This window comes from Burkholderia lata (assembly GCF_902499025.1).
GTDB classification, from domain to species: domain Bacteria; phylum Pseudomonadota; class Gammaproteobacteria; order Burkholderiales; family Burkholderiaceae; genus Burkholderia; species Burkholderia lata_C.
Map to the genome: position 1 here is coordinate 1 of NZ_CABVPW010000001.1, position 26,918 is coordinate 26,918.

Sequence of the window (26,918 nt, forward strand, 5' to 3'; positions counted from 1 at the left end):
CTCGTGTGTGATACACACAACTCAAAATTACTGCTTCTTCCAAGATTGGTTGTGCTGCGAAGCCAGCACAACAACCCCTTTTGCCTGATGACCATAGCGAGTCGGTCCCACCCCTTCCCATCCCGAACAGGACCGTGAAACGACTCTACGCCGATGATAGTGCGGATTCCCGTGTGAAAGTAGGTAATCGTCAGGCTCCCTAAGCCAGGAACCCCCGCCCGAAAGGCGGGGGTTTTTGCATTGGCACGGCAAAAATGCGCAGCGGAATCGGGATGGACAGCAGGCTGGATACAGCTCCGCGTCACTCCTATCTCCACGCACGTTCCGCTGCGCTCCGCATCAATCCGGCTGGAACCGAGGCGTCGAATGCATCGACTCAGGCCTCCAATGTTCTCGAGCGATCTCCAGCTCTGCGCCACGGAAATCTCCCGGCCCGCTCTCCCTTATCCCACATCAATCGGCACTCCAGTGAGTGCCAATCTATCGTCGATTCATCCATGGATGGTGCTGTAATGGCTGACGATGGGCGACGTTGGTCAAAAATGGCTGGCAATTAATGCGTCCGGGCGAAAGACCTCCTGGATCATCCTGCGATCCTTCGACACGCTGCGTCGACGTGATCGTCTGCGCCACGCAGCGAACTCAGCCCTAGATCGTCAAAGAAATCTATGCGCATAAAGTCCATTCGCGCGACATGCCCGGCAGAGCGGGGTACAAGCCCTTCGGGGTAATATCGCCATTCGTTCCGATTCCCGGCGCTTCCAGGCGCGGCTGGCAGTCGGTGTTCTCCGTATTCCGTTTCGCGCACCGTTCATGACTGACAGCCCTGCCCAAAGTGGTCGGACGACCGACTTCTTGCCGTATCTCGTCGCCGCAACGTTCTTCATGGAGTACCTCGACACGACCGTGATCGCGACCGCGCTGCCGCAAATGGCGCGCTCGTTCGGCGTCGGGCCAAACGCGCTGAGCCTCGGGATGACGGCCTACATGCTGGCGCTTGCCGTATTCATCCCGATCAGCGGCTGGATCGCGGATCGCTATGGCTCGCGCACCGTGTTCGCCAGTGCGATCGTCGTCTTTACCGGCGCGTCGGTGCTGTGCGGGTTGTCCGAGGGCGTCGTGACGTTCACGGCTGCGCGGCTGCTGCAAGGCGTCGGCGGGGCGATGATGGTGCCGGTCGGGCGCATGATCGTCGTGCGCAGCACCGAGAAGGCGAAGCTGATGCGTGCGATCGCGACGATCACGTGGCCGGGCATCGTCGCGCCTGTCGTCGGGCCGCCGATCGGCGGCTTCATCACGACCTATGCGTCATGGCGATGGATCTTCCTGCTGAACGTTCCGTTCGGCATTGCAGCACTGGTCTGCACCTGGCTGATCGTGCGGAACACGCGGGCCGACGAGCAACGGCCGCTCGACTGGGGCGGCTTCGTGCTCGCTGGGGGCGCGCTGACCTGTCTGCTGATCGGCACTGAAGCGGCCGGCCAGCAGGACGTTCACTTCACGCGCGCGGCCGTCCTGGTGGGCGCGAGTGTGCTGTTCGGCATTGCCGCGTGGTGGCATGCGCGACGTTGCGCGCATCCGCTGCTCGACTTCACGACATTGAAGGTGCCGACGTTCTCGGTGACGGTGATCACCGGTTCGATTACGCGGATGGCCATCAACGCCGTGCCTTACCTGTTGCCGCTGCTGTTCCAGATCGGTTTCGGGCTGTCGCCGTTCCAGTCCGGCCTGCTGTTGCTCGCAAGCGCGCTCGGCAATCTCGGGATGAAGGCGGGAACGTCGTGGATTCTCGACCGCTTTGGTTTTCGACGCGTCGCGCTCGTCGACGTGACGATGGTCGGCCTCTTCACGATCGCATGTGGCTGGCTGACCGCATCGACGCCGCTGGCGATTACGCTGTTCGTTGTCTTCGTCTACGGCCTGACGCGGTCGATGCAGTTCACGACACTCGCGACGCTGGCCTATGCGGACATCCCGACCCAGCAGACAAGCGCGGCCAGCACGCTGTGGAGCGCGGCGCAGCAGATGACGATCGGGATGGGCATCGCGTTCGGGGCGTTGTCGCTGCGACTTGCGGCGCTGGTGCGTGGCGATGCGGCCGGCATGCACTACGTACTCGACGACTTCCGCTGGGCGTTCGTCGCGGCGGGCGTACTCGCGTTGCTGACGTTGCCTGGCTACGCGCGGCTCGCTTCCGATGCGGGTGACCGGCTGCGGGCGAATGTGGCGCGCGGGTAGGCCGGATTTCCCGATGACTTTATGCCGCGGCAGGTGAGTGCTCGGGCCCCCTGTTGCTCACTTGGAACGTCGACCCGACGTGTCGCGACGGTCTGGCGGGAATCGAAAGCGATCATCTGCCAGGTTGGATGGGGGAGCGGGTCGCGCACTGATGCCCGCTCGCAAGGAACCCGAATCGATAACGAGCGATTGGCATGTCGGATGCGCGGCATTTCCCGCGCAAATCCGTCTGCGTGACGGATGCGCTGCCAGCATCGTGAGCGTTCCGATTGCCGGTTACTGTGCGTCGTGGAAGATGATGCCGACCGTGTGGCGATGGCCGCTCCGGATCCTGCTGACGCCGTGGCGCAGGTTGACGCGATAGACGCCGCGCGTTCCCTGCACGGGCCTGCCGTGCACGGCGAAGATGACGGCGTCGCCTTGCATCAGCGGCACCACTTCCGCGCGCGACTGCATGCGTGGCCGCTGTTCCGTCAGCACGAATTCGCCGCCCGTGAAATCGCGGCCCGGCGCCGACAGCAGGATCGCGACCTGAAGCGGAAAGACGTGTTCGCCATAGAGGTCCTGATGGAGGCAGTTGTAGTCGTCGGGACCGTATTGCAGGATCAGCGGCGTCGGTCGCGTCTGTCCCGCTGCGTGGCAGCGATCGAGGAAGGTCGCGTGGTCTGCCGGATAGCGGACGTCGATCCCGAGTGCCTTGTTCCAGCGATTCGCGATTGGCGCGAGATGCGGGTAGATCGTTGCGCGCAGCTCGGCGACGATCGCAGGCAGCGGGTACGCGAAATACTTGTATTCGCCGCGACCGAAGCCGTGCCGCGCCATCACGACACGCGAGCGATAGAGCACATCGCGTGGATAGAGCGACGCGAGCGCCGCGCATTCGCTTGCCGAGATCAGGCTCGGCACGCGCGCGCATCCATGGCGCTCGAGATCGGTATCGACGGTCGTCCAGTCGATCGCGTCGACGCGTTGTGCGATATCCAGCGATTCCACGGCAGGTTGCAGGTCGGCAATGTTCACGGGCGTACCTCGTTCGTCAGCGATGGGGCCATGCAGTCGTGCGGAATGCTTCGGCCACGTCGTCCGCACGGTTGAGCCCACGGTAGATATTGATGGGCCCAGTCTACGGATGTCCATGCGCCGGCGCGCTCCAGATCTTGCGCTTCAATTCGGGAAAGGAAGAGGGTGAACGCTCGCGACGGCATGGGCGCACCGGATGCGTCGACGAGTCGAAGCGGAGAGACGGAGAGACGGAGAGACGGAGAGACAAATCTTCCGCAGCAGGCAGCCGGCTCCTGCCGGCCACCCACCGCATCACCGATCAGGCCACCGACCGGAACAACCAATAGAGCCCGCCGGCGAGCACGATCGACGCCGGCAGCGTTAGCACCCACGCCAGCACGAGGCTGCGCACCGTGCTCCATTGCAACCCGGAGCCGTTCGCCGACATCGTGCCCGCGACGCCCGACGACAGCACGTGCGTCGTCGACACGGGCAATCCGTACACGTCGGCCGCGCCGATCGTGAGCATGGCGACGAGTTCGGCCGACGCACCCTGTCCGTACGTCAGATGCTGCTTGCCGATTTTCTCGCCGACCGTCACGACGATCCGCTTCCAGCCGACCATCGTGCCGAGGCCCAGCGCGATCGCGACCGCAACCTTGACCCACGTCGGAATGAACTTGGTCGCGTGGTCGAGCTGCTTGCGATAGTTGTCGATCGCGAGCTTGTCGTCGGCGGCGAACGCGGGCTGTCCGGATTTCTCGATCAGGCGAATTGCTTCGGACACCAGATACATCGTGTTGCGCACGTTGTCGACGTCGCGCTGCGGCACGGCCGCCATCGAACCCGACGCGCCGACCGCGGTCGCGAGCGACGTGGACAACTGCTGCACGGCGGGGATCACGGCCGGCGTCAGTTCGCGATGCTGTACGTAAAGCTCGACGTCGGCGCGCGGGTTCGAAGACGGTGCGACGCCGTTCGTGTATTTCCCGAACGTCGCGGCTGCCTGGTTCGCGACTGCAACGAAGGTCTGCGTCTCGGCCGGCGTAACGGCCTTGTTCAGCGCATAGGCGGTCGGCACCGTGCCGATCAGGATCAGCATGATGAGGCCCATCCCTTTCTGCCCGTCGTTCGAACCGTGTGCGAACGACACGCCCGTGCAGGTCAGGATCAGCAGGCAGCGAATCCAGAACGGCGGCGGCTGATCCTTCGGCGGCTCCTTGTACAGCTCAGGAATCCGCACGAGGGCCTTCAGTACGAGCAGCAGCAGTGCCGCGCACAGGAAGCCGACGATCGGCGAGAACAGCAGCGACTTGCCGACGCCGAGCGCCTGGCCCCAGTCGACGCCGCTCGTGCCGGACGGCCCGTGCATCAGCTGATTCATCAGCCCGACGCCGATGATCGACCCGATCAGCGTATGCGAGCTCGACGACGGCAACCCGAAATACCAGGTCGCGAGGTTCCACACGATCGCGGCGATCAGCAGCGCGAACACCATCGCGAAGCCTGACCCGCTGCCGACCTGCAGGATCAGCTCGACCGGCAGCAGTTGCAGGATGCCGAACGCAACGGCGCCGCTCGAGATCATCACGCCGAGGAAGTTCCACATGCCGGACCAGATCACCGCGACGTTCGGTGTCAGCGAGTGCGTATAGATCACGGTCGCGACCGCGTTCGCGGTGTCGTGGAAACCGTTGACGAATTCGAAGCCGAGCGCGATCACCAGCGCAGCACCGAGCATCAGGTACGGGAACAGCGATCCTTCGCGCACCGGCGACAGATCGTCGATCAGGTGCGTGGCGATATAGACCGCGCCGATCGCGAGCACCAGCAGGAAGACGGCATAGCCGAGCTGCTTGGTGCGCTCGACGGAGCCCGGACTGTTCGGGGCAGACGAAGCAGGTTGATTCATGACGGTATCTCGTAAGGGAACCGCGACCGATCCTAGCTTCGGCTAGCAGTCAGTTTGATGACAGCAGGGACAACGAACGGTGTGTCTTACAGAAACGCAAGGTGAGCGTCGCGATGCGCTTGCGACGCGACACTTCGGCACTTCGGCTTGTGTCGTGGTCGACACAGTAAACACAACACGGCAGGCGGCTATGCATCAGTGTCGCGCCGATCGTCGTCGGCGATCAACCTCCATCCGTGCGGCGACGCAGCGAACGACGTGCACGACAGCGGCGCGACGTCGATGCGGGTAGCTGCGACGGGATCCAGTCGCATGGCATGTGCGACGGCCGCGCGAACGATCGGCGCATGCGTGATCGCGATGATGTCGCGGCCGTGTTGCAGCGCGTTCAACCATGCGCTGACGCGGCGCATCGCTGCGTCGAACGATTCGCCGCCGTGCGGCGACGCCAACGGATCGCCGATCCACGCGCCGAGTTCGTCAGGCAGGTCGCGCGCGAGGTCGCGCAGCCGCTTGCCGCGCCAGTTTCGGTAGTCGATGTCGCGCAGTGCGTCGTCGATGTCGGCGTTCAGGCCGAGCGCATCGGCGGTCTGCACCGCACAGCGGGCGGGGCTGCACAGCACGAACACGCGCGAGCCGGCGATGTCCGTCCACCGGTCGCGCAGCGCCACAGCGTCGGCGAGCCCGTGCGCGTCGAGCGGATCGTCGTCGGGAAACGTGCCGGTGCGCATCGCCCGGGTCGAGGCGTGTGCGATCAGGCGCAGCGAGGCATGCATGTTCATGTCGATTTTCGGATGATCCCGGACGGACGCGTTCGCCCCCCTGTCGCCGCTTCAATACGCGAACGTTCGCGCGTACAATTCGCCCGATACGAAACGCGGAAGCCGGTGCAATCCCGGCGCGGTCGCGCCACTGTAACCGGTGATCCATGATCCCGGAAGCCAGACCTGCCTTCGTACCCATCCAACATTTGTCGGGGCGCGATTCCCCCTGAGGTGCATCCATGAGCGAAGCAGTGCTGAAGCCGGCGGTCGTGCCGGCGCCCATCCCCGTCCGTGAACTGTTGCCTTGGGCCGTGTTCGTCGGCCTGATCCTGTTGCTCGCGATTTACTTCGTCGGCGCGGAAGAGGGCGCAACGTCGCTCGTGCCGGGCATGTATGTCCACGAATTCGTGCACGACGGCCGCCATCTGCTCGGCTTCCCCTGCCACTGACGCGGAGTCCATGATGGTCGGAAAGCTGCTCATGCGCGGGATGCTCGCAGGCATCGCCGCAGGCCTTCTCACGTTCGGTTTCGCCAAAATCGTCGGCGAACCGCAAGTCGATCAGGCAATCTCCTTCGAAGAAAAACTCGACGCCGCCAAGGGCGACGCGCCGGAGCCCGAGCTGGTCAGCCGTCACACGCAGGCCGGCCTCGGCCTGTTGACGGGCGTCGTGACCTACGGCGCGGCGTTCGGCGGGCTGTTCTCGCTGGTCTTTGCGTATGCGTATGGCCGAGGCAGCCGTCTCCCCGCACGGCCGCTCGCCGCGTGGCTCGCGCTGGCGGCATTCATCGCGCTCGTGATCGTGCCGAACATCAAGTACCCGGCCAATCCGCCGTCGGTCGGAGACCCCGACACGATCGGCTATCGCACGGGGCTGTTCTTCCTGATGATCGCGATCTCGATCGCGACGATGGTGTTCTCGGTCAACCTGCGCCGTCATCTGCTGGCGAAGCTCGGCCAATGGAACGCGTCGATCGTCGCGGGGCTCGTGTTCATCGCGATCATCGCGGCCGTGCAGCTCGGACTGCCGTCGATCAACGAAGTGCCGGCTGCGTTCCCGGCCGTCGTGCTGTGGAAGTTCCGCGCCGCGGCGATCGGCATGCAGGTGATCATGTGGACGACGATCGGCCTGCTGTTCGGTGCATGGGTCGAGCGTTCCGAGCGCGTCGGGATGCGCGCCGCCTGACGCGCATTTCTACGGGGCGCGCCTAGCGCAGCATGCGCGGCGCGCTCCACGTCGATTCGCGCGCCAGCGCGACGAACGCGGCCAGATAGTCGATCGTCGCATCCGCGTCGCGGATGCCGAGAAAGATCTGCTTCGCAATTCCCTTCCTGCCGAGCTTGACCGGCACGACCGGCATCCGGTCCGCGTATTCGTCGGCAAGCCATCTCGGCAGCGCGGCCACGCCGCGTCCGCTCGCCACCATCTGCAGCATGATGTCGGTCGTCTCGATCGACTTGTGCCGCCTCGGCACGATGCCGGCCGGTGTCAGGAACTGGTTGTAGATGTCGAGCCGGTCGGTTTCGACCGGGTAGGTGATCAGGATCTCGTCGGTCAGCTGTTCGGGCGTCACGTAGTCGGCGTTCGCGAACCGGTGCGAGTCGGCGACCACCAGCACCTGCTCGTAGTCGAACACCGGGTCGAAGCGCAGGCCCGGCTTGTTCAGCGGATCGGGCGTCACGAGCACGTCGATGTCATAGCCGAACAGCGCGCCGATCCCGCCGAACTGGAAGCGCTGCTTCACGTCGACGTCGACGTCCGGCCAGCGCGACAGGTACGGCGACACGACCTTCAGCAGCCACTGGTAGCACGGGTGGCACTCCATCCCGATGCGCAGCGTGCCGCGCTCGCCCTTCGCGTACTGCTTCATCCGCTCCTCGGCGAGCTCGAACTGCGGCAGCAGCCGGTTCGCCAGTTTCAGCAGATACTGCCCGCCCTGCGTGAGGCGCAGGCCGCGGCCTTCCCGATCCCAGATCGGCGTGCCGAGCTGCTGCTCGATCTTCCTGACGGTATGGCTGAGTGCCGATTGCGTGAGGTGCAGTGCATTGGCGGCCGCGGTCAGCGAGCCCTGGCGCTCGACCTCACGAATGACGACGAGATGGAATCGTTCCAGCATGGATTTCGCGCACGCAATGGATGCATGAAAAATTTTAATGGATGAATGAAATAATGCCATTTTATTTCATGATTTGAAATCCCTATGATGGTTGCCGGACCTTCAATTTCTCTTCTGGACGGCGGCTCATGGTCACGACACACAACCTCGGTTTTCCGCGCATCGGCGCGAAGCGTGAACTCAAGTTCGGTCTCGAACGCTACTGGAAGGGCGAATCGTCGCGCGACGCGCTGAAGGCGCTTGGCGCCGAGCTGCGCCAGCGTCACTGGAACGACCAGCGCGCCCTCGATCTGGCCCCGGTCGGCGACTTCGCGTTCTACGATCAGGTGCTCGACATGAGCTTCACGCTCGGCAACCTGCCGAAGCGCGTGCAGGGCTTCCACGGCGACGTGCTCGACAACTATTTCCGTGTCGCGCGCGGCCGTTCGGCGCAGTCGGCGGAAGCGCATGCCGCGTGCTGCGGCGGCGTCTCGGCCGGTGAAATGACGAAGTGGTTCGATACGAACTACCACTACATCGTGCCGGAATTCCACGCGGACACGAACTTCTCGCTCGATCCGTCGCGCCTGCTCCAGCAACTGGCGGAGGCGCAGGCGCAGGGCGTGGCTGCGAAGCCGGTGATCCTCGGCCCCGTCACGTACCTGTGGCTCGGCAAGGCGAAGGACGATTCCGATCGCCTCGCGCTGCTGCCGAAGCTGCTGCCCGTGTACGGCGCGCTGCTCGACACGCTGACCGCGCAGGGCGTCGAGTGGGTGCAGATCGACGAACCGATTCTCGTCACCGAACTCGACGCCGAATGGCAGCAAGCGTTCAGGACCGCGTACGCCGCGCTCGAAACGCGCCGGATCAAGGTGCTGCTCGCGACGTACTTCGGCCAGCTGCAGGGCAACCTGGCGCTCGCGACCTCGCTGCCGGTCGACGGCCTGCATATCGATGCGATCAACGCACGCGACGAAGTCGACACGCTGGCGCGTGAACTGCCGGCCGGGCACGTGCTGTCGGTGGGCGCGATCAACGGCCGCAACATCTGGAAGACGGACCTGAACGCGACGCTCGACTGGCTCGAACCGCTCGCGCAGCAACTGGGCGATCGCCTGTGGCTCGCACCGTCGTGCTCGCTGCTGCACGTGCCGGTCGATCTCGCGAGCGAGGAGAAGCTCGATGCGGAAATCCGCTCGTGGCTCGCGTTCGCGCTGCAGAAGCTTGACGAGCTGAAGGTGCTCGCGACCGCGCTGAACGAAGGCCGCGACAAGGTGGCCGATGCGCTGGCCGCGAACGCCGCCGCGATTCAGTCGCGTCGCCACTCGCCGCGCGTGAACAAGCCGGCGGTGAAGGCCGCGATCGCCCGGATCGACGCGCAGCTCGGCAACCGTGTGAGCCCCTATACGCAGCGCGCGCCGAAGCAGTCGGCGCGCCTGAACCTGCCGGCGTTCCCGACGACGACGATCGGCTCGTTCCCGCAGACCGGCGAAATCCGCCAGGCCCGCAGCCAGTTCAAGGCCGGTGCGCTGGATGAAGCCGGCTACCGCAAGGCGATGCAGGCCGAGATCGAACGCAGCGTCCGTGAACAGGAATCGCTCGAACTCGACGTGCTCGTGCACGGCGAGGCCGAGCGCAACGACATGGTCGAATACTTCGGCGAGCAGCTCGACGGCTACGCGTTCAGCCAGTTCGGCTGGGTGCAGTCGTACGGTTCGCGCTGCGTGAAACCGCCGATCCTGTTCGGCGACATCAGCCGCCCGAAGGCGATGACGGTCGAGTGGATCACGTATGCGCAGTCGCTGACGAACAAGCCGATGAAGGGCATGCTGACCGGCCCGGTGACGATCCTGAACTGGTCGTTCGTGCGCGACGACCAGCCGCGCTCGGTGTCGTGCTACCAGCTCGCGCTCGCGATCCGCGAGGAAGTGCTCGATCTCGAGAAGGCCGGTGTGCGCGTGATCCAGATCGACGAGGCCGCGCTGCGCGAAGGGCTGCCGCTGCGTCGCGCGCAATGGGGCGAATACCTGAAGTGGGCGGTCGAATCGTTTCGCATCACCGCGAACGGCGTGCGGGACGATACGCAGATCCACACGCACATGTGCTATTCGGAGTTCAACGACATCATCGCGTCGATCGCCGACATGGATGCGGACGTGATCACGATCGAGACCTCGCGCTCGGACATGGAGCTGCTCGACGCGTTCGACAACTTCAAGTATCCGAACGAAATCGGGCCGGGCGTGTACGACATTCACTCGCCGAACATCCCGACGCAGGAACACATCGTCGGCCTGATGAAGAAGGCGGCCGAGCGGATTCCGGCGGAACGCCTGTGGGTGAACCCGGACTGCGGCCTGAAGACGCGCCAGTGGGCGGAAGTGATTCCGGCGCTGACGAACATGGTCGCCGCCGCGAAGACGCTGCGCAATCAAGTGCAATAACACGAGAACGATGCGTGCCTGCCGTCCCGATCGTCGATCGGCGGCGGGCGACGCATCGGTTCGAACCGTCCCGGGCACGCCCCGGGACGCGTCGTTTCTACTGTGACATCAGGAGCGGGAGGCGTACCAGGTGAGTCATGCAGCGAACGAGGCAATCGGGCAACTGATGCAGGCGCTCGAAGACGACAGCGACGATTGCTGGGCGATGTACGAAGAGATCGGTCGCACGGTCGTGACCCGGCTGCTGCGTCGCGACCGCGACGCATTGCGTGCGATCGCCGGCGCGTGGATCGCAAGCGACGACGCACAGGCCGCGCTGGTCGATACCGACCGCGGCTCCCCGGATTTCGCCACGGCGAAAAGACGCGCCGAGCAAGCGGACGGCGCGATGCGTGACGTCCTTCGGAACACCCTCTTCGGCGCGGAGTGAACAGGACGACTCCGGCGAACGGACACCGCTCCCGCTTCCTGGCGGCCCGCGCAAGGTATTGCTGCAGCCGTGCTGCGCGCCATGCTCGGGTGAAGTGATGGAAGCGATGCGCGCTTCGGCCGTCGACTACACGATCTTGATCTGCAATCCGAACGTTCGTCCACGCTGCGGAAGATCAACGATGACGGTGTGCGTGCGACGGCCTGGACATGGAAAGAAAAAGGGCGACCCGGGTCGCCCTTTGTTCGTGCGAGACCCGGGCGGGTGAAGCCGCCGCCCGGTACGCGTGTGCGCTACGCGGTGCGAGCCGCGCGCGGCAGCGTGTCGGCCGTCTTGCGGGGCGCGCCCGCATCGTCGATGCTGACGCGGCGCGAGATCAGCCACACGCACAGTGACGACAGGATCGCAGCGCTCGTGTACTGGAGCGCGAGCGGCCACCATTGCGGCGCGGTGTTCTGCGCGATGATGGTCGCGACGAGCGGCGTCAGGCCGCCGGCGAGCGCGCCGCACACCTGGTACGCGATCGAGATCGCCGTGTAGCGGATGCGTGCGACGAAGATGCCGCTGACGAAGCCCGCGACCACCGAGTAGTAGCCCGATTCCGCGAGCGTCGCGAGGCCGACGCCGACCGTGATCGACAGCGGCGTGCCCATGTGCACGAGCGGCAGCATGACGAACGGGACGATCGCGGCCCATGCGCCGGTGATCAGCAGCACGCGCGTGGTGCCGAAGCGCTGCGCGAGGAACGCGGCCGCGAGCTGCACGACGAACTGCAGTACGGCGACGATCGTCATGCAATGCAGCACCATCGACCGGTCGAGCGACAGGAACTGCGTCGCGTAGCTGATCATGAAGATGTTGCTGAAATACACGCCGGCGATGCCGTACACGTTCGCGCCGATCGCGAGCAGCAGCAGCGGCCAGTACTTGAGTGCTTCGCGCAGCGGCTTTTGCGCGATGTTGCCGCTCTTCTTGACCTCCTCGAACTCGGGCGATTCCGACACGCTTGCGCGGATCACGAAGCCGACGATCAGCAGCACGGAACTCGCGAGGAACGGCACGCGCCAGCCCCAGCTCATCATGTCTTCCTTCGACAGCGTGCTGATCGCGCCGAACGCGAGCATCGACAGGATCAGGCCGCTCGCGCTGCCGAGCTGCGCGAACGACGCGAAGAACGTGCGCTTGCCTTCCGGCGCATGCTCGCCGGCGAGCAGCACCGCGCCGCCCCATTCGCCTCCGACCGCGATGCCTTGCAGCACGCGCATCAGCACGAGGAGGATCGGGGCAATCACACCGGCCTGTGCGTGGGTCGGCAGCAGGCCGATCGCGACCGTCGACACGGCCATCAGCATCAGCGTCGCGAGCAGCGAGCGCTTGCGGCCGAAGCGGTCGCCGAGGTAGCCGAACATCACGCCGCCGAGCGGCCGCGCGAAGAAGCCGACCGCGAACGAGCCGAACGACGCGAGCAGGCTGATGAAGCGGTTTTCGCCGGGAAAGAACAGCGGCCCGAACACGATGGCGGCGGCGGTCGCGTAGCTATAGAAGTCGTACCACTCGATCGTGGTGCCGACGAACGACGCGAGCGCCGCCCGCTTGGGTTGCTTGACGGAAGTCCCCATCTTGATATGTGCTCCTCTGAATTCTCTGATTTGGAATAGGTGGTGGGGCGGGGGTCAGTCGCGGTATGCGACGCCCGGCAGCACGCACAGCAGCTCGTACGCGAGGTTCGCGCCGAGCAGCGCCGTGGTGCCGAACGGGTCGTACGGCGGCGCGACTTCGACGAGATCGCAGCCGACGATGTTCAGCCCCTTCGCGCCGCGGATGATCTCGAGCGCCTGCGGCACCGTGAGGCCCGCGATTTCCGGCGTGCCGGTGCCCGGCGCGTAGGCCGGGTCGATGCCGTCGATGTCGAAGCTGATGTAGACGGGCGTGTCGCCGACCCGCGCGCGCACTTCTTCCATCAGCGGCGCGAGCGACTTGTTCCAGCATTCCTCGGCCTGGACGACGCGGAAGCCCTGCTCGCGGCACCAGTCGAAATCCTCGGCGGCGTAGCCGGTGCCGCGCAGGCCGATCTGCGTGACCTTGTCGCCGTGCAGCAGGCCTTCCTCGACCGCGCGGCGGAACGGCGTGCCGTGCGCGATCTTTTCGCCCATCATCGTGTCGTTCACGTCGGCATGTGCATCGACGTGGATCAATGCAACCTTGCCGTGCTTGCGGTGGATCGCGCGCAGGATCGGCAGCGCGATCGTATGGTCGCCGCCGAGCGTGATCGGCTTGCAGTCGTGTTCGAGGATCGCGTCGTACGCGGCTTCGATGCGTGCGATGGAATCGTGCAGGTTGTACGGATTGATCGCGACGTCGCCGATGTCGGCGATCTGCAGCGAGTCGAACGGGGCGGCGCGCGTGGCCATGTTGTACGGGCGCAGCAGCACGGATTCGGTGCGGATCTGGCGCGGGCCGAAGCGTGCGCCGGTGCGGTTGGAGGTGCCGAGGTCGAACGGCACGCCGACGAAGCAGGCGTCGAGGCCTTCGGCGCTCGCCACGTGCGGCAGGCGCATCATCGTCGCGATGCCGCCGCAGCGCGGCATTTCATTGCCGCCGAGCGGCTGGAAATGGGTGTGGTCGTTCATGGGCTGTCTCTTCCGATGTGGGGGTGCCGTATCATGCGACGCGGCTTGGCGCACAGTTTTACGCGCTCCGCCGGCAAAGAAGAATGCGAAGATATCGACGTAAACATCGATTTTCATCGATGTATGGAAGGGGATGAACGTGCTGGGGAATCTGTCGACCCTCGATCTGCGGTTGATCCGCGTGTTTCTCGCGGTCACGGACGCGGGCGGCGTATCGGCCGCGCAGGCCGTACTGAACGTCGGGCAGTCGACGATCAGCGCGCAGCTGTCGTCGCTCGAGACGCGGCTCGGCTACCGGCTCTGCGAGCGCGGCCGCAGCGGCTTCCGGCTCACGCCGAAGGGCGAGCGGTTCCACGCGATGAGCCGCAAGCTGCTGGCCGCGCTCGATGAATTCGGGATGGCGGCGCGGCATATGGACCGCCAACTGGTCGGCACGCTGCACATCGGCCTGATCGGCCATACGCCGGTGAGCCAGAACGCGCGGATCGCCGAGGCGATCGCCGCGTTCCGCACCCGCGACGAGGCCGTGCGCTTCTCGATCTCCGTGCGCGCGCCGGGCGATCTCGAGGAGAAGCTGCTGAGCGACGAGATCCAGATCGCGGTCGGCTACTTCTGGCACCGGGTGCCGTCGCTGCACTACACGCCGCTGTTCATCGAGCGCCAGGTCGCGTACTGCGGGCGCGGCCATCCGCTGTTCGACGGCGCCGGCGCGCTGACGCCCGCCGATGTCGCGGGCTTCGAATGGGCGTGGCGCTCGTATCCGCTACCCGAAGCGCAGATGTCGACGACGCCCGACCGCGTGACCGCGACCGCCGACAACATGGAGGCCGTCGCGCTGCTGATCCTGTCCGGCCACCACCTCGGCTACCTGCCGCAGCACTTCGCGGCGCCGTACGTCGCGCAGGGGCTGCTCACGCCGCTCAATCCGGAGCAACTGCGCTACGACGTGACGTTCCACATGGTCGTCGCGCGCAATGGGCGCGGCAATCCGCTGGTGGAAGCGTTTCTCGAGGATCTCGAACGCGCGCACCAGCCGCCCGACATCGCGTAGGCCGCCGGCATCAACAATGTGAACGAGTGTTGCGGCAGCGTGCCCCGACACGGCCCACATCGATCGGCGTCGAAGTGACGAATCGGGCACCCGGTTCGGCTGGCGCGTGCCATCCGTCCGCCGGCATCACGGCACCGGCAACCCCGCGTCATGCTTGACCTCGCGCAGCGACAGCGCCGATTCGATCGACGTCACGCCCGGCAGCATCCGCAGCGATTCGCGCAGGAACGTGCCGTAGTCGTCGAGATCGCGCGCCACCACCTGCAGCAAGTAGTCGGCGGTGCCCGCGACGTTGTGGCACGCCAGGATCCGCTCGATGCCGAGTACTTCCCGCTCGAAGCGGTCGGCGGTCTTGCGATCGTGCGTTGCGAACCGCACGAGCACGAACGCCACGACGCCGAAACCGAGCGCCTGGCGCGACAGCTGCGCGCGGTAGCGCTCGATGTAGCCGTCGTTTTCGAGGCGCTTCAGGCGCCGCGCGCAGGGCGTCTCGGAGAGGCCCACGGAATCGGCGAGGCGCGCGATCGGCAGGCGGCCGTCACGCTGCACCGCGGCGAGGATGGCGCGGTCGGTTTTGTCGAGTTCGGTCATGTTGGCGGAATCCTTTTCTGGATTTCTTGATTGTGGCGGATTCCCCTAAGGATCGCCATTCTTGAACCAAAGATGGCCAATAATCCCTCGCACTCTGGCGGCAACATATCGTCGTAAGAGGACAGGGGCAGACCATGATTTCCACGCATTTGCTGTTGATTTATCTCGCCGCGCTGGCGGCCATCTATGCGGTGCCGGGGCCGGACATGGCGCTGGTGCTGCAGACCAGCATCGGCCGCGGCGTGCGCCCGGGGATGGCGGCGGCGGCCGGCCTGTCGCTCGCGCGCACCGCGCACGTGACGCTGTCCGCCTGCGGCGTCGCGGCGCTGATCCGCAGCGCACCGTGGCTGTACGAAGTGATCCGCTACGGCGGCGCGCTCTATCTCGCCTATGTCGCGATCCAGGTGTTCCGGTCGCCCGTGTTCGCACTCGGCGACGGCGATGCGGCGGCCACGGCGGGCGAACTGCGCCAGTCGTTCGTGAAAGGCTTGCTCACCAACCTGCTGAACCCGAAGGCGCTGCTGTTCTGCTCGGTGCTGCTGCCGCAGTTCGTGCGCCCCGAGGCCGGGCCGGTCGTGTTGCAGATGTTCGAGCTGGGCGCGCTGCTGGTGGCGGCCGGCGTGTGCTTCGATCTCGCTTGCGTGTTCGGCGCGTCGCGGATCGCCGCGTGGATGCGCGCGCATCCGCTCGCGCAGACGGTGCAGCGCTGGACGTTTTCCGCCGCGCTGATCGGCTTTGCGCTGCGCCTGTCGATGGACTGAGTGCCGATGCGGCGTCGCGCCGGCGCAGGTTGCGCGGCGCGTCGCCGCACCGGATGAAGGCCGTGCGCAACGCCGGCCCGTGCGGGCGCCCCGTCGCAGAAGGGGGTGCGCGCAAATCGTCTGACTGTTCTAAACTCCCTGTTACTTCGCGCTGCTGCGAACCCGACCGACCGAACGGAACCGTCTCCCGCCGGCCCTGTCCGATTTCCTGGCTGTTCCGTGCAACGCGGTACCAAGGAGGGTCTGAACATGGCAAGGCATCTTCACGCCGACCGTGAACCCCGAATCGTCGCCGAGTCCAAGTGCCTCGGCCCGTGCGATCCGGCAGAACGCATCCACGTCACGATCATGTTGCGGCGGCAGGAAGAGGGGCAACTCGATACGCTGCTTCACCAGCTCGCCACCGGCGATGCGCAAGCGAAACCGGTGTCGCGCGCAACTTTCGCGCAACGCTTTTCCGCCAATCCCGACGATATTCGCAAGGCCGAGGACTTCGCGCGTCGTCACCAGCTGACGGTCGATCGCGTCGATCCGGTCGAAAGCGTCGTCGTGCTGTCCGGCACGATCCAGCAGTTCGAAGCGGCGTTCGGCGTCAAGCTCGAGCGCTTCGAGCATCAATCGATCGGCCAGTATCGCGGCCGCTCCGGCCCGATCGCGCTGCCCGACGATCTCGGCGACGCCGTCACGGCCGTGCTCGGCCTCGACAGCCGTCCGCAGGCGCGGCCGCACTTCCGGCTGCGTCCGCCGTTCAAGCCCGCGCGCGGCGGCGCGGCAGGCGTCACGTTCACCCCGATCCAGCTGGCATCGCTGTACGGCTTCCCGGCCGGCGACGGCGCCGGGCAATGCATCGCGATCATCGAACTCGGCGGCGGCTACCGCGCGGCCGACATCCAGCAGTATTTCCGCGGGCTCGGCATCACGACGCCGCCGACGCTCGTCGACGTGAACGTCGGCACCGGCCGCAACACGCCGACCGGCGACCCGAGCGGCCCGGACGGCGAAGTCGCGCTCGACATCGAGATCGCCGGTGCGATCGCGCCGGCCGCGAAGATCGCCGTGTACTTCGCGGCGAACAGCGACGCGGGCTTCATCCAGGCCGTCAACGCGGCCGTCAGCGACACGACCAACAAGCCGTCGGTGATCTCGATCAGCTGGGGCGGCCCGGAAGCGATCTGGCAGACGCAGTCCGCGCAGGCGTTCAACCGCGTGCTGCAGGCGGCGGCCGCGCAGGGCATCACGGTGTGCGCGGCATCCGGCGACAGCGGCTCCGGCGACGGGCTGCAGGACGGCGCCGATCATGTCGACTTCCCCGCATCGAGCCCGTACGTGCTCGGCTGCGGCGGCACGCAGCTCGACGCGTTGCCCGGGCAGGGTATCCGCAGTGAGGTCACGTGGAACGACGAGGCGGCCGGCGGCGGCGCGGGCGGGGGCGGCGTCAGCACGCTCTTCGACCTGCCGGCTTGGCAGCAGGGGCTGACCGTCACGCGCGCCGACGGCAGCAGTACCCCGCTTGCGAAGCGTGGCGTGCCGGACGTTGCCGGCGATGCGTCGCCGCAGACGGGCTACGAAGTGTCGATCGCGGGCACGGCCACGGTGATGGGCGGCACGAGCGCGGTCGCACCGCTGTGGGCCGCGCTGATCGCGCGGATCAATGCGGCGGCGAGTGCGGCGGCGGGCGGTGCGACTGCCGGCTGGGTCAATCCGGTGCTCTACAGGAATCCGGGTGCGCTGCGCGACATCACGCAGGGCTCGAACGGCACGTATGCGGCTGCGCAGGGCTGGGATGCGTGCACGGGCCTCGGCAGCCCGAACGGCGCGCAGCTCGCGGCGATTCTGACGCGCAAGCCGTCGAGCTGACGGCCGCGGGACACGTCTTTCCGTATGGCGCGGGCTTCCTGCCCGCGCCTTTTTCTCACCTCCAGGAGCAGCACGATGGGCATCGATTCCGCATCTTCCGGCGGCGTGTATCCGCTGCATCACGGCGACCACAATTCGCAGGGCGTGCCGCCGACCGTCAACCCGGTCGCGCTCAGCCACGGCCGCGACCAGCCGTTCTTCGATCCGGTCGCGTACGGCAACGGCCCCGACGACTCGGTGACCGACACGACCGAGGCGGCCGCGATCACGCATCACACGATCCTGATCGGCGGGAAGCGCATCGCGTACACGGCGACGGCCGGCCATCTCGTGACGGTCGACCCGAGCAGTTCGCAGCCGGCCGCGAAAATCTTCTACGTTGCATTCACGGCCGACGGCGCGAAGGAAGAAACGCGGCCCGTGACGTTCTTCTATAACGGCGGGCCGGGCTCGTCGTCGGTGTTCGTGCTGTTGGGCTCGTTCGCGCCGAAGCGCATCAAGACGTCGATGCCGGGTTTCACGCCGCCCGCGCCGTACCAGATGGAAGACAACCCGGACAGCATGATCGACCACAGCGACCTGGTGTTCATCAACCCGGTCGGCACCGGCTATTCGGCGGCCGTCGCGCCGAACAAGAACCGCAACTTCTGGGGCGTCGACCAGGATGCCGATTCGCTGAAGCAGTTCATCAAGCGCTACCTGACGAAGAACAACCGCTGGAATTCGCCGAAATACCTGTTCGGCGAATCGTACGGCACTGCGCGCAGCTGCGTGCTCGCGTACAAGCTGCACGAGGACGGCGTCGACCTGAACGGCGTCACGCTGCAATCGTCGATCCTCGACTACCGGCAGGCCGGCAACCCGGTCGGCGCGCTGCCGACCGCGGCGGCCGACGCGTGGTACCACAAGAAACTCGGTGTCACGCCGGCGCCGACCGATCTCGGCGCGTTCGTCGAGGAAGTCGCGCAGTTCTCGCGCACCGACTACCTGAACGCGTTACGCACGGTCCCGCATGCCGACCCGGCCGCCGTGCAGAAGCTGTCGCAATACACTGGCATCGATACGGCGACGCTGCAATCGTGGAGTCTCAACATCGCCGGCTACGACACGCGCGGCAATTCGCTGTTCCTGACGACGCTGCTGCATGCGCAGGGGCTCGCGCTCGGCTCGTACGACGGCCGCGTGACCGGGATCTCGTCGGGCATCGCCGGCAAGATCGACCCGAACTCGGGCGGCAACGATCCGACGATGACGGCCGTGACGGGCGTCTATACGGCGATGTGGAACAGCTACCTGAACGAGCAGCTGAAGTTCACGTCGAATTCCGCGTTCACCGACCTGAACGACCAGGCGTTCCAGAACTGGGATTTCAGCCACATCGACCCGACCGGCGCGCAGCAGGGCATCGATGCGCAGGGGAACGTGATCCTCTACACGGCCGGCGATCTCGCGGCGGTGATGGCGCTGAACGTCGATCTGAAGGTGCTGTCCGCGAACGGCTTCTACGATTTCGTCACGCCGTTCTACCAGACTGTGATCGACCTGCAGCAGATGCCGCTCGAGGATCAGAAGGTGCGGCAGAACCTGTCCGCGCGTTTCTATCCGTCGGGGCACATGGTGTATCTCGACGGCGGCTCGCGTACCGCGCTCAAGCGCGACCTCGCAGCGATGTACGACGCGACGGTCAGCGACACGGGTGCGCGGATGCGGATTCGCGCGCTGCAGGCGACGAAGACGGGCGGGCACGCGTAGCGGTGCCCGTCGGGAGTACGCCGCGCGCAGCCGTTGCAGTGCGCGCGGCGGTATTATGCGGCCTGGGCGGCCGGCTTATGCTTGTGCAGTCGGCCAGTCGAACATCGTGTACGGCAGCGCGCGCTTGTGGCGCGAAGCGTCGTAGAAGCGGAGCACCGTTTCGTACACGTGGTCGCTCACCGCCTTGCCTTCGAGGAAATCGTCGATCTCGTCGTAGCTCACGCCGTACGCGTGCTCGTCGGGGCGCAGCGGGCGCAGTTCCTCGAGGTCGGCCGTCGGCACCTTCATCACGATCAGTTCCTCGCCGCCGAGCGCACGGGCCACCGCGCGCACGCGACGCTTGTTCAGCCCCGCGAGCGGCAGGATGTCCGCGCCGCCGTCACCGAACTTCGTGAAGAAACCCATCAGCGACTCGGCCGCGTGATCGGTGCCGATCACGATGCCGCGCTGCGCGCCGGCCACCGCGTACTGCGCGATCATGCGCTCGCGCGCCTTGATGTTGCCGTGCACGAAATCCTGCTGGGCCGGCGTCTCGAACACATGACCGGACGCGGCCAGCGCGTCGAGCATCGCGTCGGCGGCGGGCTTCACGTTGACGGTCAGTTCCTCGTCCGCGCGGACGAACGCGAGCGCGCGCTTCGCATCGTCTTCGTCGTTCTGCACGCCGTTCGGCAAGCGCATCGCGACGAAGCGGGCATCGTAGCCGTCGGCGCGCAGCTTTTCGACCGCCAGTTGCGCGAGCCGGCCGGCCGTCGACGAATCGACGCCGCCGCTGATGCCGAGCACGTAGGTCCGCAGGCCGGTCGAACGAAGGTATTGCGCGAGGAATTCGACGCGGCGGGCGATCTCGGCCTCGGCGTCGAATTGCGGGGCGACGTTCAGTTCGGCAATGATCGCGCGTTGGCGGCTGGCGTAATCGGCGGATGTCATGAAGGGAGTTCCGGAACGAAATCAAGGCGCCCATCATAAGCGCAATCGCGGCGCGGCGCCGCGCCGGGCGTGCGATCCGGCGATTTCGCGTTGCTTCGGCGAGACGGGCTGCTTCGCCGTGGTGCACGGTGCGCCGGGCGGGTGCAGGATGCCGCGCGACGGGCATCCTGGTGCACGGTTCCGATGGGTGTGCCGGCCCGGCGGCCGCGCGTCAGCGCCGCGCGAGCACGACGCCCACCAGCGCGAGCGCGAAGCCGGCGAGCTGGATCGCCGCGAGCGTTTCGCCGAACAGCCAGTAGCCCTGCAGCGCGGCGAGCGGCGGCGCGAGGAACAGCAGCGACGTCGCGCGCGCGGCATTGCCGCGCCGCAGCATCCACATCAGCATCGTGACCGCGCCGCCGGACAGGAACACGACGCCCCATACGAGCGACACCCACAGCGCCGGCGCGCCGATCCAGCGCGTCTCGTGCAGCAGCGCGACGAAGATGGCCGCGACGATGGCGGCACCGAAGTTCTGGATGGCAACCGCCGTGCGCAGGTCGCTCTGCGCGAGCTTGCCTTTCTGGTACAGCGAGCCGGCGGTGATCGACCCGACCGCGAGCACCGACACGGCGACGACGAGCCACGCTGGCGCGGCGCCCGGCGGTGGCACGACGCCGCCCATGACCTTCGGCGCCAGCACGAGTGCGACGCCGGCAAGCCCGAGCGCCATCCCGAACCAGCCGCGCGCGGGCAGGCGTTCGTTGAACAGCGGGACGGCGAGCACGGCAGTGGCGAGCGGCTGCAGCGCGCCGAGCAGCGCCATGACGCCCGCGTTCAGCCCTTGCGCAACGGCCCAGTAGCTCGCGCCGAGATAGACGCCCTGCAGCAGCGCGCCCGCGATCAGGTGACGCGGCCATTCGCGCCGGGCCGGCCACGGCGCGCGCGAGACGAGCGCCACCGCGCCGAACAGCGCAGCTGTGCCCGCGAAACGGGCGAGCAGGAACAGGTTGGGATCGGCGTAGGGCTTGATTGCCCGCGCAACGATGAAGCCGGTGGACCAGAGTGCGACGAAAGCGGCGGCGACGAGCGAGGTCAGCATGCGTGGCGGGCCGCAAGGCGGCCGGACAGAATCGTGAAGTCGGCCAGTATCGGGGGAAGCGATGCGGGCGTCTTGTCGAATCCTGCACTCATGCTGCGTGCCGCGCAGGCGGCCGGCCGGCTGGGCCGGGCGGTGCCGGGGAAGGGGACGGGCGCCGCTCCGGGAGGCGGAGCGAGCGTGAAGCCGCGAAGATCAGTCGATCGAGAACGTGTCGAGCGGCTGGTTGGCGCGTGCGTCGGTCGCGAAGCGCGCGGCGAGCTGTTCGTAGAGCCGGCGGGCCTCGTCGAGCGTCAGGTCGATCCAGTACGGATCGCCGGCCGCGTCGTTGAGACGTTCGGGCGGAAACTGGATTTCGATCACACTGCCTTTGCGATACATGGCGCGAGCCCCTTTGCTTGGTCTGTCTTACGGCGAAGCGCAAAGTGTAGCAACCGGCGCCGCGCCGATTCGCGCGCGTGAGGCAATACTGAATTTCGCTTTCGGGAAACTCGGCCCGCCTGGTTTCGCGCCGCAGTCAAATGCCGGTCAAACGGCCGTAATACAATGGGCGGCTTACCCATTACCAGTCGCCTCGGGCGCACACGCGATGCTGGCGGAACAACGTCATCAATTCATCCTGTCGGAACTCGGACGGTCGGGCGCATTGTCGGTCGCGGAACTCGTCCGCTCGCTCGACGTGTCGCGCGAGACCGTGCGGCGCGACCTGAACGCACTGGCCGCACGCGGCCTGCTCGTGATGACGCACGGCGGTGCGCTGGCCGCGGATCGCCGCGAGCCGAGCCTGTCCGAGCGCGAAGCCGCGAACGCGGAAGCGAAGCGCACGATCGGGCGGCGCGCGGCCGAGTTCGTGCCCGACGATGCGTCGGTGCTGATCGATTCGGGCAGCACGCCGCATGCGGTTGCGCTCGCGCTCGCCGACCGGCACCGGCTGTCGATCTACACGAACGACTGGCGCACCGCGTTCGTGCTCGCGCGGCGCAACGGCAATCGCGTGACGCTGCTCGGCGGCGAGCTGTCCGACGACGAGGACGCGACCTTCGGGCTCGACACGATCCAGCAGCTCGCGCAGTACCACGTCGATTTCGCGTTCGTCGGCGCCGGCGGCATCACGCCCGACGGCGAATGCACCGACTACTCGCGGCTCGCGGCCGAGGTGCGCAGCCGGATGATCGCGGCGGCCGGCACCGCGATGATCGTCGCCGACCATTCGAAATTCGGCCGCGTGACGCCGGTGCGGATCAACGGTACGGCTGCGGCCCGCTATCTCGTGACCGAGCGCGCGCCCGACAAGGCCGTGCGCCGTGCGCTGACCGCGCGCGGGATCGAGTTGCTGGTGTGCGACTGACGCGCGTCCGACATACAAGGTTCATCGAACCGTCATCCCCAGGGAAGAACTGCCGTCAAGACTGACCCATTCACCTCGACCGGCCGCAAGGCCAGGGAGCAACGAATGACCGTCAGCGTGCGCAGCTATCTTTCCCCCACCCTGGTCCTGCTGGCCTTCGACTGGCCCGATGCGGCGTCGCGGTCCGATTTCCTCGGCTTCGCGATCCGGCGCACGCCGGGCTTCTGGTCGGCCGACGGCAAGACGCGCGCGCCGAACAGCTGGCTGCCGAACCGCCTGACATTCGACGGCCCGGCCGCGCACACGCAGGGCGACGCGCCGACCGATCAGGCGCCGATCCAGAAATTCATGTGGTGGGACGCGCGCATCGATCCGCAGGACCGCGGTGCGTCGTTCCGCTACGACGTGTATCCGGTCGTCGGCACGCCGGCGAACCTGCAGGTGCTCGATGCGCAAGCCGGCGTGTGCGACGTCTTGCTGCCCGCGCATATCGAGGACGGCATCGGCACGTGGTTCAACCGCGCGGTGGTCAGCTCGCAGGCATTCGCGAGGCAGGTGACGGCGCTGGGCCTCGCGCCGAATGCGGCGCCGAGTGCCGCGCAGGCGCTGAAGCTGCGCACGTGGCTCGCGAACGACATGGAGCAGGTGTTCGCGGAGATGCTCGACCCGGCGTCGCGCGCGGCGTCGGCCGTCTATCACCTGACCGATACGCTGTGGGCGCTGCCCGCGTTCGAAGCGTTCGGACGCAAGCACGGCGAAGCATCGCTCGCGATCGTCTACGACGCGCACACGACGGCGCGCAAGGGCAAGCCGCCGCTGCCGTCGCCGAACCAGCCGGCCGTCGATGCGCTGCAGGGTCTCGCGACGCTCGCGCCGCGCGACAAGACGCACATCATGCATGACAAGTTCATCGTGACCGATGCGCCGTCGAACGCGGTGCCCGCGCGCGTGCTGACCGGCTCCGCGAACTTCACGACCGAGGGGCTCACGGAGCAGGCGAACGTGCTGCACGCGTTCGACTCGCCCGCGCTTGCCGCGCTGTACAACGATCGCGCGCATGCGCTGGCCGGGAATCCGTCGATCGCGGAGACGGCGAAGCTGTCGCCGGGCTGGTCGGAACCGATGACGATCGGCAGCGCACAGGTGCGGCTCGCGTTTTCGCCGGAGCCGGCAGGGCAGCGCACCGAGATCGACACGATCGTCGCCGCGATCGCGGCCGCGAAGCATTCGGTGTCGTTCTGCCTGTTCATGCCGACCGACGCGGCGCTGCGCGACGCGTGCTTCGCGGCCGGCGACCGCGGGCTGATGATGTTCGGGCTGGTGAACAAGATCAACGTCGGCAGCGCGACGAAGGCCGATGCCGAGCAGCAGGCCGGCCAGACGCTCGATGCGGCCACGCTCGCGAACCTCGAGCTGTATCACCGCAGCCGCGACAACCACGACGTGATCGATGCCGCGTATTTCTCGCCGGCCACCGTGCCGCAGGGTTTCGAGCCCGAGCTGCGCTTGTTCCCGGGTGAACCGGCGCCGGCCTTTCCGCCGGTCGTGATCCATCACAAGTTCATCGTGATCGATGCGGAGGGCGCGAATCCGGTCGTCTATACGGGCTCGGCGAACATGAGCCGCAATTCCGAGCAGTACAACGACGAGAACCTGCTCGAGATCCGCGATCAGCGGATCGCGGCGATCTATCTCGCGGAATTCCTGCGGCTGTACGAGCACTATCGCGCGCGGGCACTGGCGATCAATGCAAAGCAGCACGGCACGGACGGGGGCACGGGCGCGCATGCGCGGCTCGCGCTTGCGCCCGATTCGAGCTGGGCGAAGAAGTATTACGTGGCGGGAAGCCCGGAAGAGAAGGCGCGGATCGCACTGGCGTCGACCGCGCCGACGGACTGACGCGCGGGAGAGCGACGGGCGCGGATGGCGCGCGCCCGAGGTGTGGCCGGCAGCGGAAACCGGCTGATGCCGCCGCTTACGCGGCGACGTAGCGCAGCACGGCGTCGGCGATCGTGTCGCGATGCCGTGCGCGCAGGCGCGGCGCCGACGGATCGCGGCCGAACGCGGCGCCGAACGTGTAGCGGTTCGACACGCGGTGGAAGCAGAACGAGCTGATCAACAGGTGCAGGTCGAACGCATCGATGTCCTGGCGGAACGCGCCGCTCGCCGCGCCGCGCTCGACCAGTTCCTCGAGCGTCTTGATGATGCTGACGTTGCGGTTCTTGAACGACTTGAGCTGTTCGAGATACTTCGCGCCGTGGATGTTTTCGATCGACACGAGGCGGACGAAGTCGCGATGCTTGTCGTGATAGTCGAACGTGAATTCGACCAGGCGGCGCATGCCCTCGCGCGGCTCCATGTCGCCGACGTGCAGTTCCTGCTCGAGCGCGCGGATGTCGCCGTACACCTTCTCCAGCACGGCCTCGTACAAGCCTTCCTTGCTTTCGAAGTAGTAGTAGAGCATCCGCTTCGTCGTGTTCGTGCGCTCGGCGATGGCATCGACGCGCGCACCGGCGAGGCCCATCGCGGAGAATTCCTGCGTGGCGACGTCGAGAATGTTGCGCTTGGTTTGCTCGGGATCGTATTTGCGCCGCGCATCGGACGGAAGCGCGCGGGTGTCGGACGTGGCGGCCTTGCTTCCTGCTTTCATGTGACTTTATTGTGGCTTCGGCGGCTTGGAAAAGCCATTCTAGCATGTGGGAAATCCCCGCCCGGCCGACCCGGCGCTCTAATCGGCAGGGCGGTTTCGGCCGCCGTGGCCGCTGCTCAGCGGCGGCAGGACGCGAGCGCGTCGCGGGCCTGGTACGCCGTGTACGTGAGCTGCGCGGCGGCGAGGCCCGCCAGCCCGAACGTGCGCGTGAGCCCGAACGCGTTGAAGCCTTCCGGCACCGGCCGGCCTTCGGCCAGCGCCGCCGCGAGCGCTTCGCCGGCGACCGTGGTCGGCGCCATCCCGTGGCCGCCGAACGCGATCGCATGCCACACGCCGTCCGCGTCGCGGCCGATCTGCGGCATCTTGTGCCGCGCATAGCTCATCAGCCCGCCCCACGCGTAGTCGACCTTCACGCCTTCCAGCTGCGGATACACGCGCAGCAGGTCGCGCCGCAGCAGCCTTGCGATCGCGTCGGGGCCGCGATCGAGCACGGAGATCCGGCCGCCCCACAGGATGCGCGTGTCCTTCAGCGGGCGGTAATAGTCGAACGCGAAACGCGTGTCGTAGATCGCGTACGGCGCGTCGATCGCATCGGGCAGGCGTTTGCCGAGCGGTTCGGTCGCGATCACGTAGGTCGCAATCGGCAGCACGGCGCGCTCGATGCGCGGCGACACGCCACGCGCGTAACCGCCGCCGGCGAACACGACGTCCTTCGCGCGCACCGTGCCCTGCGCCGTGCGCACGACGTACCCGGCGCCTTCGCGCGCGATGCCGAGCGCGGCCGAGCGTTCGTACACGCGCGCGCCGCCGCGCGATGCGGCTGCCGCGACGCCGAGCACGTACTTGAGCGGATGGAAGTGGAAGGCGTTCGGCTCGAACAGGCCGCCGTAATAGCGCTGCGTCTTCAGCCGCTTGCGCAGCGCGTCCGTCGAAACGGGTTCCCAGTCGACGCCGAGTTCATCCTTCATCAGCGTGCGCACGCTGTCGAGCCGGGAAGGATCGTCGAACCAGTTCGCGAGCATCACGCCCTGGTCGACGATGTCGCAGTCGATGCCGTAGCGCGCGATCCGCGCGCGGATCAGCTCGACCGCATCGACGGTGAGCCGGTACAGCCGGCGCCCTTCGTCGCGGCCGAGCGTGCGCAGCAGGTCCGCGTTGTCGAGGCTGTAGCCGCCGAACACGAAGCCGCCGTTGCGGCCCGATGCGCCGAAGCCGACGCGTTCGCTGTCGAGCACGACAACGTCATGCACGCCGCGTTCGACGAGGCCGAGCGCCGTGCACAGGCCGGCGAGGCCGCCGCCGACGATGCAGACCTGCGTGTCGATCGTGCCGGTCAGTTGCGGGTAGGGCTGGCGGGTAACGGTGGCTTCGTAGAAGTTCTGCAT

The 26,918-nt window shown here is 66.8% G+C and carries 23 protein-coding genes, 1 rRNA gene, 1 pseudogene and 1 riboswitch; of the genes and pseudogenes, 13 read left to right on the forward strand and 12 right to left on the reverse strand.

The window, feature by feature from the left end:
- The first annotated feature begins 83 nt into the window (after positions 1–83).
- A 5S ribosomal RNA gene (rrf, locus tag BDI24065_RS00005) occupies positions 84–196 on the forward strand.
- A gap of 617 nt (positions 197–813) precedes the next feature.
- A complete protein-coding gene (locus BDI24065_RS00010) occupies positions 814–2,238 on the forward strand; it encodes a DHA2 family efflux MFS transporter permease subunit (RefSeq protein WP_175029445.1) in 1,425 nt (474 codons plus the stop codon).
- Positions 2,239–2,514: 276 nt separating this feature from the next.
- Here BDI24065_RS00010 and BDI24065_RS00015 read toward each other — a convergent pair whose 3' ends face one another.
- From BDI24065_RS00015 to BDI24065_RS00025, 3 genes are all read right to left on the reverse strand, one after another.
- Positions 2,515–3,258 carry a 2OG-Fe(II) oxygenase gene (locus BDI24065_RS00015; RefSeq protein WP_175029446.1) on the reverse strand — a complete coding sequence of 248 codons (744 nt, stop codon included), beginning with the start codon at positions 3,256–3,258 and terminating at the stop codon, positions 2,515–2,517.
- A gap of 301 nt (positions 3,259–3,559) precedes the next feature.
- Complete coding sequence (locus BDI24065_RS00020) at positions 3,560–5,152, reverse strand: inorganic phosphate transporter (RefSeq protein ID WP_175029447.1); 1,593 nt, start codon at positions 5,150–5,152, stop codon at positions 3,560–3,562.
- Positions 5,153–5,340: 188 nt separating this feature from the next.
- Positions 5,341–5,934 (reverse strand): histidine phosphatase family protein, encoded by a 594-nt coding sequence (locus BDI24065_RS00025; RefSeq protein WP_175029448.1) that lies wholly within the window; start codon positions 5,932–5,934, stop codon positions 5,341–5,343.
- A gap of 49 nt (positions 5,935–5,983) precedes the next feature.
- Positions 5,984–6,121, forward strand: a riboswitch (cobalamin riboswitch).
- Between the two features lie 34 nt (positions 6,122–6,155).
- Between BDI24065_RS00025 and BDI24065_RS00030 the strand changes: the two genes are divergently transcribed.
- Together BDI24065_RS00030 and BDI24065_RS00035 are read left to right on the forward strand one after the other, a co-directional pair.
- Positions 6,156–6,365 carry a CbtB domain-containing protein gene (locus BDI24065_RS00030; protein ID WP_175015013.1) on the forward strand — a complete coding sequence of 70 codons (210 nt, stop codon included), beginning with the start codon at positions 6,156–6,158 and terminating at the stop codon, positions 6,363–6,365.
- Positions 6,366–6,378: 13 nt separating this feature from the next.
- Positions 6,379–7,101, forward strand: a complete 723-nt coding sequence (locus BDI24065_RS00035) for a CbtA family protein (RefSeq protein WP_175029701.1) — start codon at positions 6,379–6,381, stop codon at positions 7,099–7,101.
- 22 nt (positions 7,102–7,123) lie between these two features.
- On the opposite strand, the gene BDI24065_RS00040 is transcribed toward BDI24065_RS00035, so the two are convergent.
- The gene (locus BDI24065_RS00040; RefSeq protein WP_175029449.1) at positions 7,124–8,032 is read right to left on the reverse strand and encodes a LysR family transcriptional regulator; all 909 of its coding nucleotides are present in this window, start codon (positions 8,030–8,032) and stop codon (positions 7,124–7,126) included.
- Between the two features lie 128 nt (positions 8,033–8,160).
- On the opposite strand from BDI24065_RS00040, the gene metE reads away from it, so the two are divergent.
- The 3 genes and pseudogenes from metE to BDI24065_RS41610 all read left to right on the forward strand — a co-directional run.
- On the forward strand, positions 8,161–10,455 hold the full coding sequence (metE, locus tag BDI24065_RS00045; protein WP_175029450.1) for a 5-methyltetrahydropteroyltriglutamate--homocysteine S-methyltransferase: 2,295 nt from the start codon (positions 8,161–8,163) through the stop codon (positions 10,453–10,455).
- Positions 10,456–10,585: 130 nt separating this feature from the next.
- Positions 10,586–10,885 carry a hypothetical protein gene (locus BDI24065_RS00050; RefSeq protein WP_175029451.1) on the forward strand — a complete coding sequence of 100 codons (300 nt, stop codon included), beginning with the start codon at positions 10,586–10,588 and terminating at the stop codon, positions 10,883–10,885.
- Positions 10,848–11,048, forward strand: a pseudogene (locus BDI24065_RS41610) (epoxyqueuosine reductase QueH); the annotation flags it as partial. The gene BDI24065_RS00050 and the pseudogene BDI24065_RS41610, both read left to right, overlap by 38 nt.
- Before the next feature lie 130 nt (positions 11,049–11,178).
- Here the strand turns inward: BDI24065_RS41610 and BDI24065_RS00060 are convergent.
- Together BDI24065_RS00060 and speB are read right to left on the reverse strand one after the other, a co-directional pair.
- The gene (locus tag BDI24065_RS00060) at positions 11,179–12,504 is read right to left on the reverse strand and encodes an MFS transporter (protein ID WP_175029453.1); all 1,326 of its coding nucleotides are present in this window, start codon (positions 12,502–12,504) and stop codon (positions 11,179–11,181) included.
- 54 nt (positions 12,505–12,558) lie between these two features.
- Positions 12,559–13,515: an agmatinase gene (gene speB / locus BDI24065_RS00065; protein WP_011353980.1), complete on the reverse strand. Its 957-nt coding sequence runs from the start codon at positions 13,513–13,515 to the stop codon at positions 12,559–12,561.
- A gap of 139 nt (positions 13,516–13,654) precedes the next feature.
- On the opposite strand from speB, the gene BDI24065_RS00070 reads away from it, so the two are divergent.
- Complete coding sequence (locus BDI24065_RS00070) at positions 13,655–14,566, forward strand: LysR family transcriptional regulator (RefSeq protein WP_043181461.1); 912 nt, start codon at positions 13,655–13,657, stop codon at positions 14,564–14,566.
- Between the two features lie 126 nt (positions 14,567–14,692).
- Here the strand turns inward: BDI24065_RS00070 and BDI24065_RS00075 are convergent, their stop codons facing one another.
- Complete coding sequence (locus tag BDI24065_RS00075) at positions 14,693–15,157, reverse strand: Lrp/AsnC family transcriptional regulator (RefSeq protein ID WP_046549763.1); 465 nt, start codon at positions 15,155–15,157, stop codon at positions 14,693–14,695.
- A gap of 134 nt (positions 15,158–15,291) precedes the next feature.
- Here BDI24065_RS00075 and BDI24065_RS00080 point away from each other — a divergent pair, with 134 nt between their 5' ends.
- The 3 genes from BDI24065_RS00080 (at position 15,292) to BDI24065_RS00090 (ending at position 19,527) form a co-directional block, all read left to right on the forward strand.
- Positions 15,292–15,918: a LysE family translocator gene (locus BDI24065_RS00080; RefSeq protein WP_027790530.1), complete on the forward strand. Its 627-nt coding sequence runs from the start codon at positions 15,292–15,294 to the stop codon at positions 15,916–15,918.
- A 249-nt stretch (positions 15,919–16,167) separates the two neighbouring features.
- A complete protein-coding gene (locus BDI24065_RS00085) occupies positions 16,168–17,775 on the forward strand; it encodes a S53 family peptidase (RefSeq protein WP_175029454.1) in 1,608 nt (535 codons plus the stop codon).
- A 75-nt stretch (positions 17,776–17,850) separates the two neighbouring features.
- Positions 17,851–19,527: a S10 family peptidase gene (locus tag BDI24065_RS00090; RefSeq protein WP_175029455.1), complete on the forward strand. Its 1,677-nt coding sequence runs from the start codon at positions 17,851–17,853 to the stop codon at positions 19,525–19,527.
- A 75-nt stretch (positions 19,528–19,602) separates the two neighbouring features.
- Here BDI24065_RS00090 and nadE read toward each other — a convergent pair whose 3' ends face one another.
- The 3 genes from nadE to BDI24065_RS00105 form a co-directional block, all read right to left on the reverse strand.
- Positions 19,603–20,457 (reverse strand): ammonia-dependent NAD(+) synthetase, encoded by an 855-nt coding sequence (gene nadE, locus BDI24065_RS00095; protein ID WP_175029456.1) that lies wholly within the window; start codon positions 20,455–20,457, stop codon positions 19,603–19,605.
- Positions 20,458–20,668: 211 nt separating this feature from the next.
- On the reverse strand, positions 20,669–21,538 hold the full coding sequence (locus tag BDI24065_RS00100) for a DMT family transporter (protein WP_175029457.1): 870 nt from the start codon (positions 21,536–21,538) through the stop codon (positions 20,669–20,671).
- A 192-nt stretch (positions 21,539–21,730) separates the two neighbouring features.
- On the reverse strand, positions 21,731–21,916 hold the full coding sequence (locus tag BDI24065_RS00105; RefSeq protein WP_006480515.1) for a hypothetical protein: 186 nt from the start codon (positions 21,914–21,916) through the stop codon (positions 21,731–21,733).
- 208 nt (positions 21,917–22,124) lie between these two features.
- On the opposite strand from BDI24065_RS00105, the gene BDI24065_RS00110 reads away from it, so the two are divergent.
- A complete protein-coding gene (locus BDI24065_RS00110; protein WP_039339705.1) occupies positions 22,125–22,883 on the forward strand; it encodes a DeoR/GlpR family DNA-binding transcription regulator in 759 nt (252 codons plus the stop codon).
- A 105-nt stretch (positions 22,884–22,988) separates the two neighbouring features.
- Complete coding sequence (locus BDI24065_RS00115) at positions 22,989–24,782, forward strand: phospholipase D-like domain-containing protein (protein WP_175029458.1); 1,794 nt, start codon at positions 22,989–22,991, stop codon at positions 24,780–24,782.
- Positions 24,783–24,858: 76 nt separating this feature from the next.
- On the opposite strand, the gene BDI24065_RS00120 is transcribed toward BDI24065_RS00115, so the two are convergent.
- Together BDI24065_RS00120 and BDI24065_RS00125 are read right to left on the reverse strand one after the other, a co-directional pair.
- Positions 24,859–25,533, reverse strand: a complete 675-nt coding sequence (locus BDI24065_RS00120; protein WP_085042517.1) for a TetR family transcriptional regulator — start codon at positions 25,531–25,533, stop codon at positions 24,859–24,861.
- Between the two features lie 116 nt (positions 25,534–25,649).
- Positions 25,650–26,918 (reverse strand): NAD(P)/FAD-dependent oxidoreductase, encoded by a 1,269-nt coding sequence (locus BDI24065_RS00125; RefSeq protein WP_175029459.1) that lies wholly within the window; start codon positions 26,916–26,918, stop codon positions 25,650–25,652.

Coding starts and splice junctions, on each gene's coding strand:
- BDI24065_RS00010 (WP_175029445.1), top strand. CDS start 814: ATGACTGACAGCCCTGCCCAAAGTGGTCGGACGACCGACTTCTTGCCG.
- BDI24065_RS00020 (WP_175029447.1), bottom strand. CDS start 5,152: ATGAATCAACCTGCTTCGTCTGCCCCGAACAGTCCGGGCTCCGTCGAG.
- BDI24065_RS00025 (WP_175029448.1), bottom strand. CDS start 5,934: ATGAACATGCATGCCTCGCTGCGCCTGATCGCACACGCCTCGACCCGG.
- BDI24065_RS00030 (WP_175015013.1), top strand. CDS start 6,156: ATGAGCGAAGCAGTGCTGAAGCCGGCGGTCGTGCCGGCGCCCATCCCC.
- BDI24065_RS00035 (WP_175029701.1), top strand. CDS start 6,379: ATGGTCGGAAAGCTGCTCATGCGCGGGATGCTCGCAGGCATCGCCGCA.
- BDI24065_RS00040 (WP_175029449.1), bottom strand. CDS start 8,032: ATGCTGGAACGATTCCATCTCGTCGTCATTCGTGAGGTCGAGCGCCAG.
- metE (WP_175029450.1), top strand. CDS start 8,161: ATGGTCACGACACACAACCTCGGTTTTCCGCGCATCGGCGCGAAGCGT.
- BDI24065_RS00060 (WP_175029453.1), bottom strand. CDS start 12,504: ATGGGGACTTCCGTCAAGCAACCCAAGCGGGCGGCGCTCGCGTCGTTC.
- speB (WP_011353980.1), bottom strand. CDS start 13,515: ATGAACGACCACACCCATTTCCAGCCGCTCGGCGGCAATGAAATGCCG.
- BDI24065_RS00075 (WP_046549763.1), bottom strand. CDS start 15,157: ATGACCGAACTCGACAAAACCGACCGCGCCATCCTCGCCGCGGTGCAG.
- BDI24065_RS00080 (WP_027790530.1), top strand. CDS start 15,292: ATGATTTCCACGCATTTGCTGTTGATTTATCTCGCCGCGCTGGCGGCC.
- BDI24065_RS00085 (WP_175029454.1), top strand. CDS start 16,168: ATGGCAAGGCATCTTCACGCCGACCGTGAACCCCGAATCGTCGCCGAG.
- BDI24065_RS00090 (WP_175029455.1), top strand. CDS start 17,851: ATGGGCATCGATTCCGCATCTTCCGGCGGCGTGTATCCGCTGCATCAC.
- nadE (WP_175029456.1), bottom strand. CDS start 20,457: ATGACATCCGCCGATTACGCCAGCCGCCAACGCGCGATCATTGCCGAA.
- BDI24065_RS00100 (WP_175029457.1), bottom strand. CDS start 21,538: ATGCTGACCTCGCTCGTCGCCGCCGCTTTCGTCGCACTCTGGTCCACC.
- BDI24065_RS00105 (WP_006480515.1), bottom strand. CDS start 21,916: ATGTATCGCAAAGGCAGTGTGATCGAAATCCAGTTTCCGCCCGAACGT.
- BDI24065_RS00110 (WP_039339705.1), top strand. CDS start 22,125: ATGCTGGCGGAACAACGTCATCAATTCATCCTGTCGGAACTCGGACGG.
- BDI24065_RS00115 (WP_175029458.1), top strand. CDS start 22,989: ATGACCGTCAGCGTGCGCAGCTATCTTTCCCCCACCCTGGTCCTGCTG.
- BDI24065_RS00120 (WP_085042517.1), bottom strand. CDS start 25,533: ATGAAAGCAGGAAGCAAGGCCGCCACGTCCGACACCCGCGCGCTTCCG.
- BDI24065_RS00125 (WP_175029459.1), bottom strand. CDS start 26,918: ATGCAGAACTTCTACGAAGCCACCGTTACCCGCCAGCCCTACCCGCAA.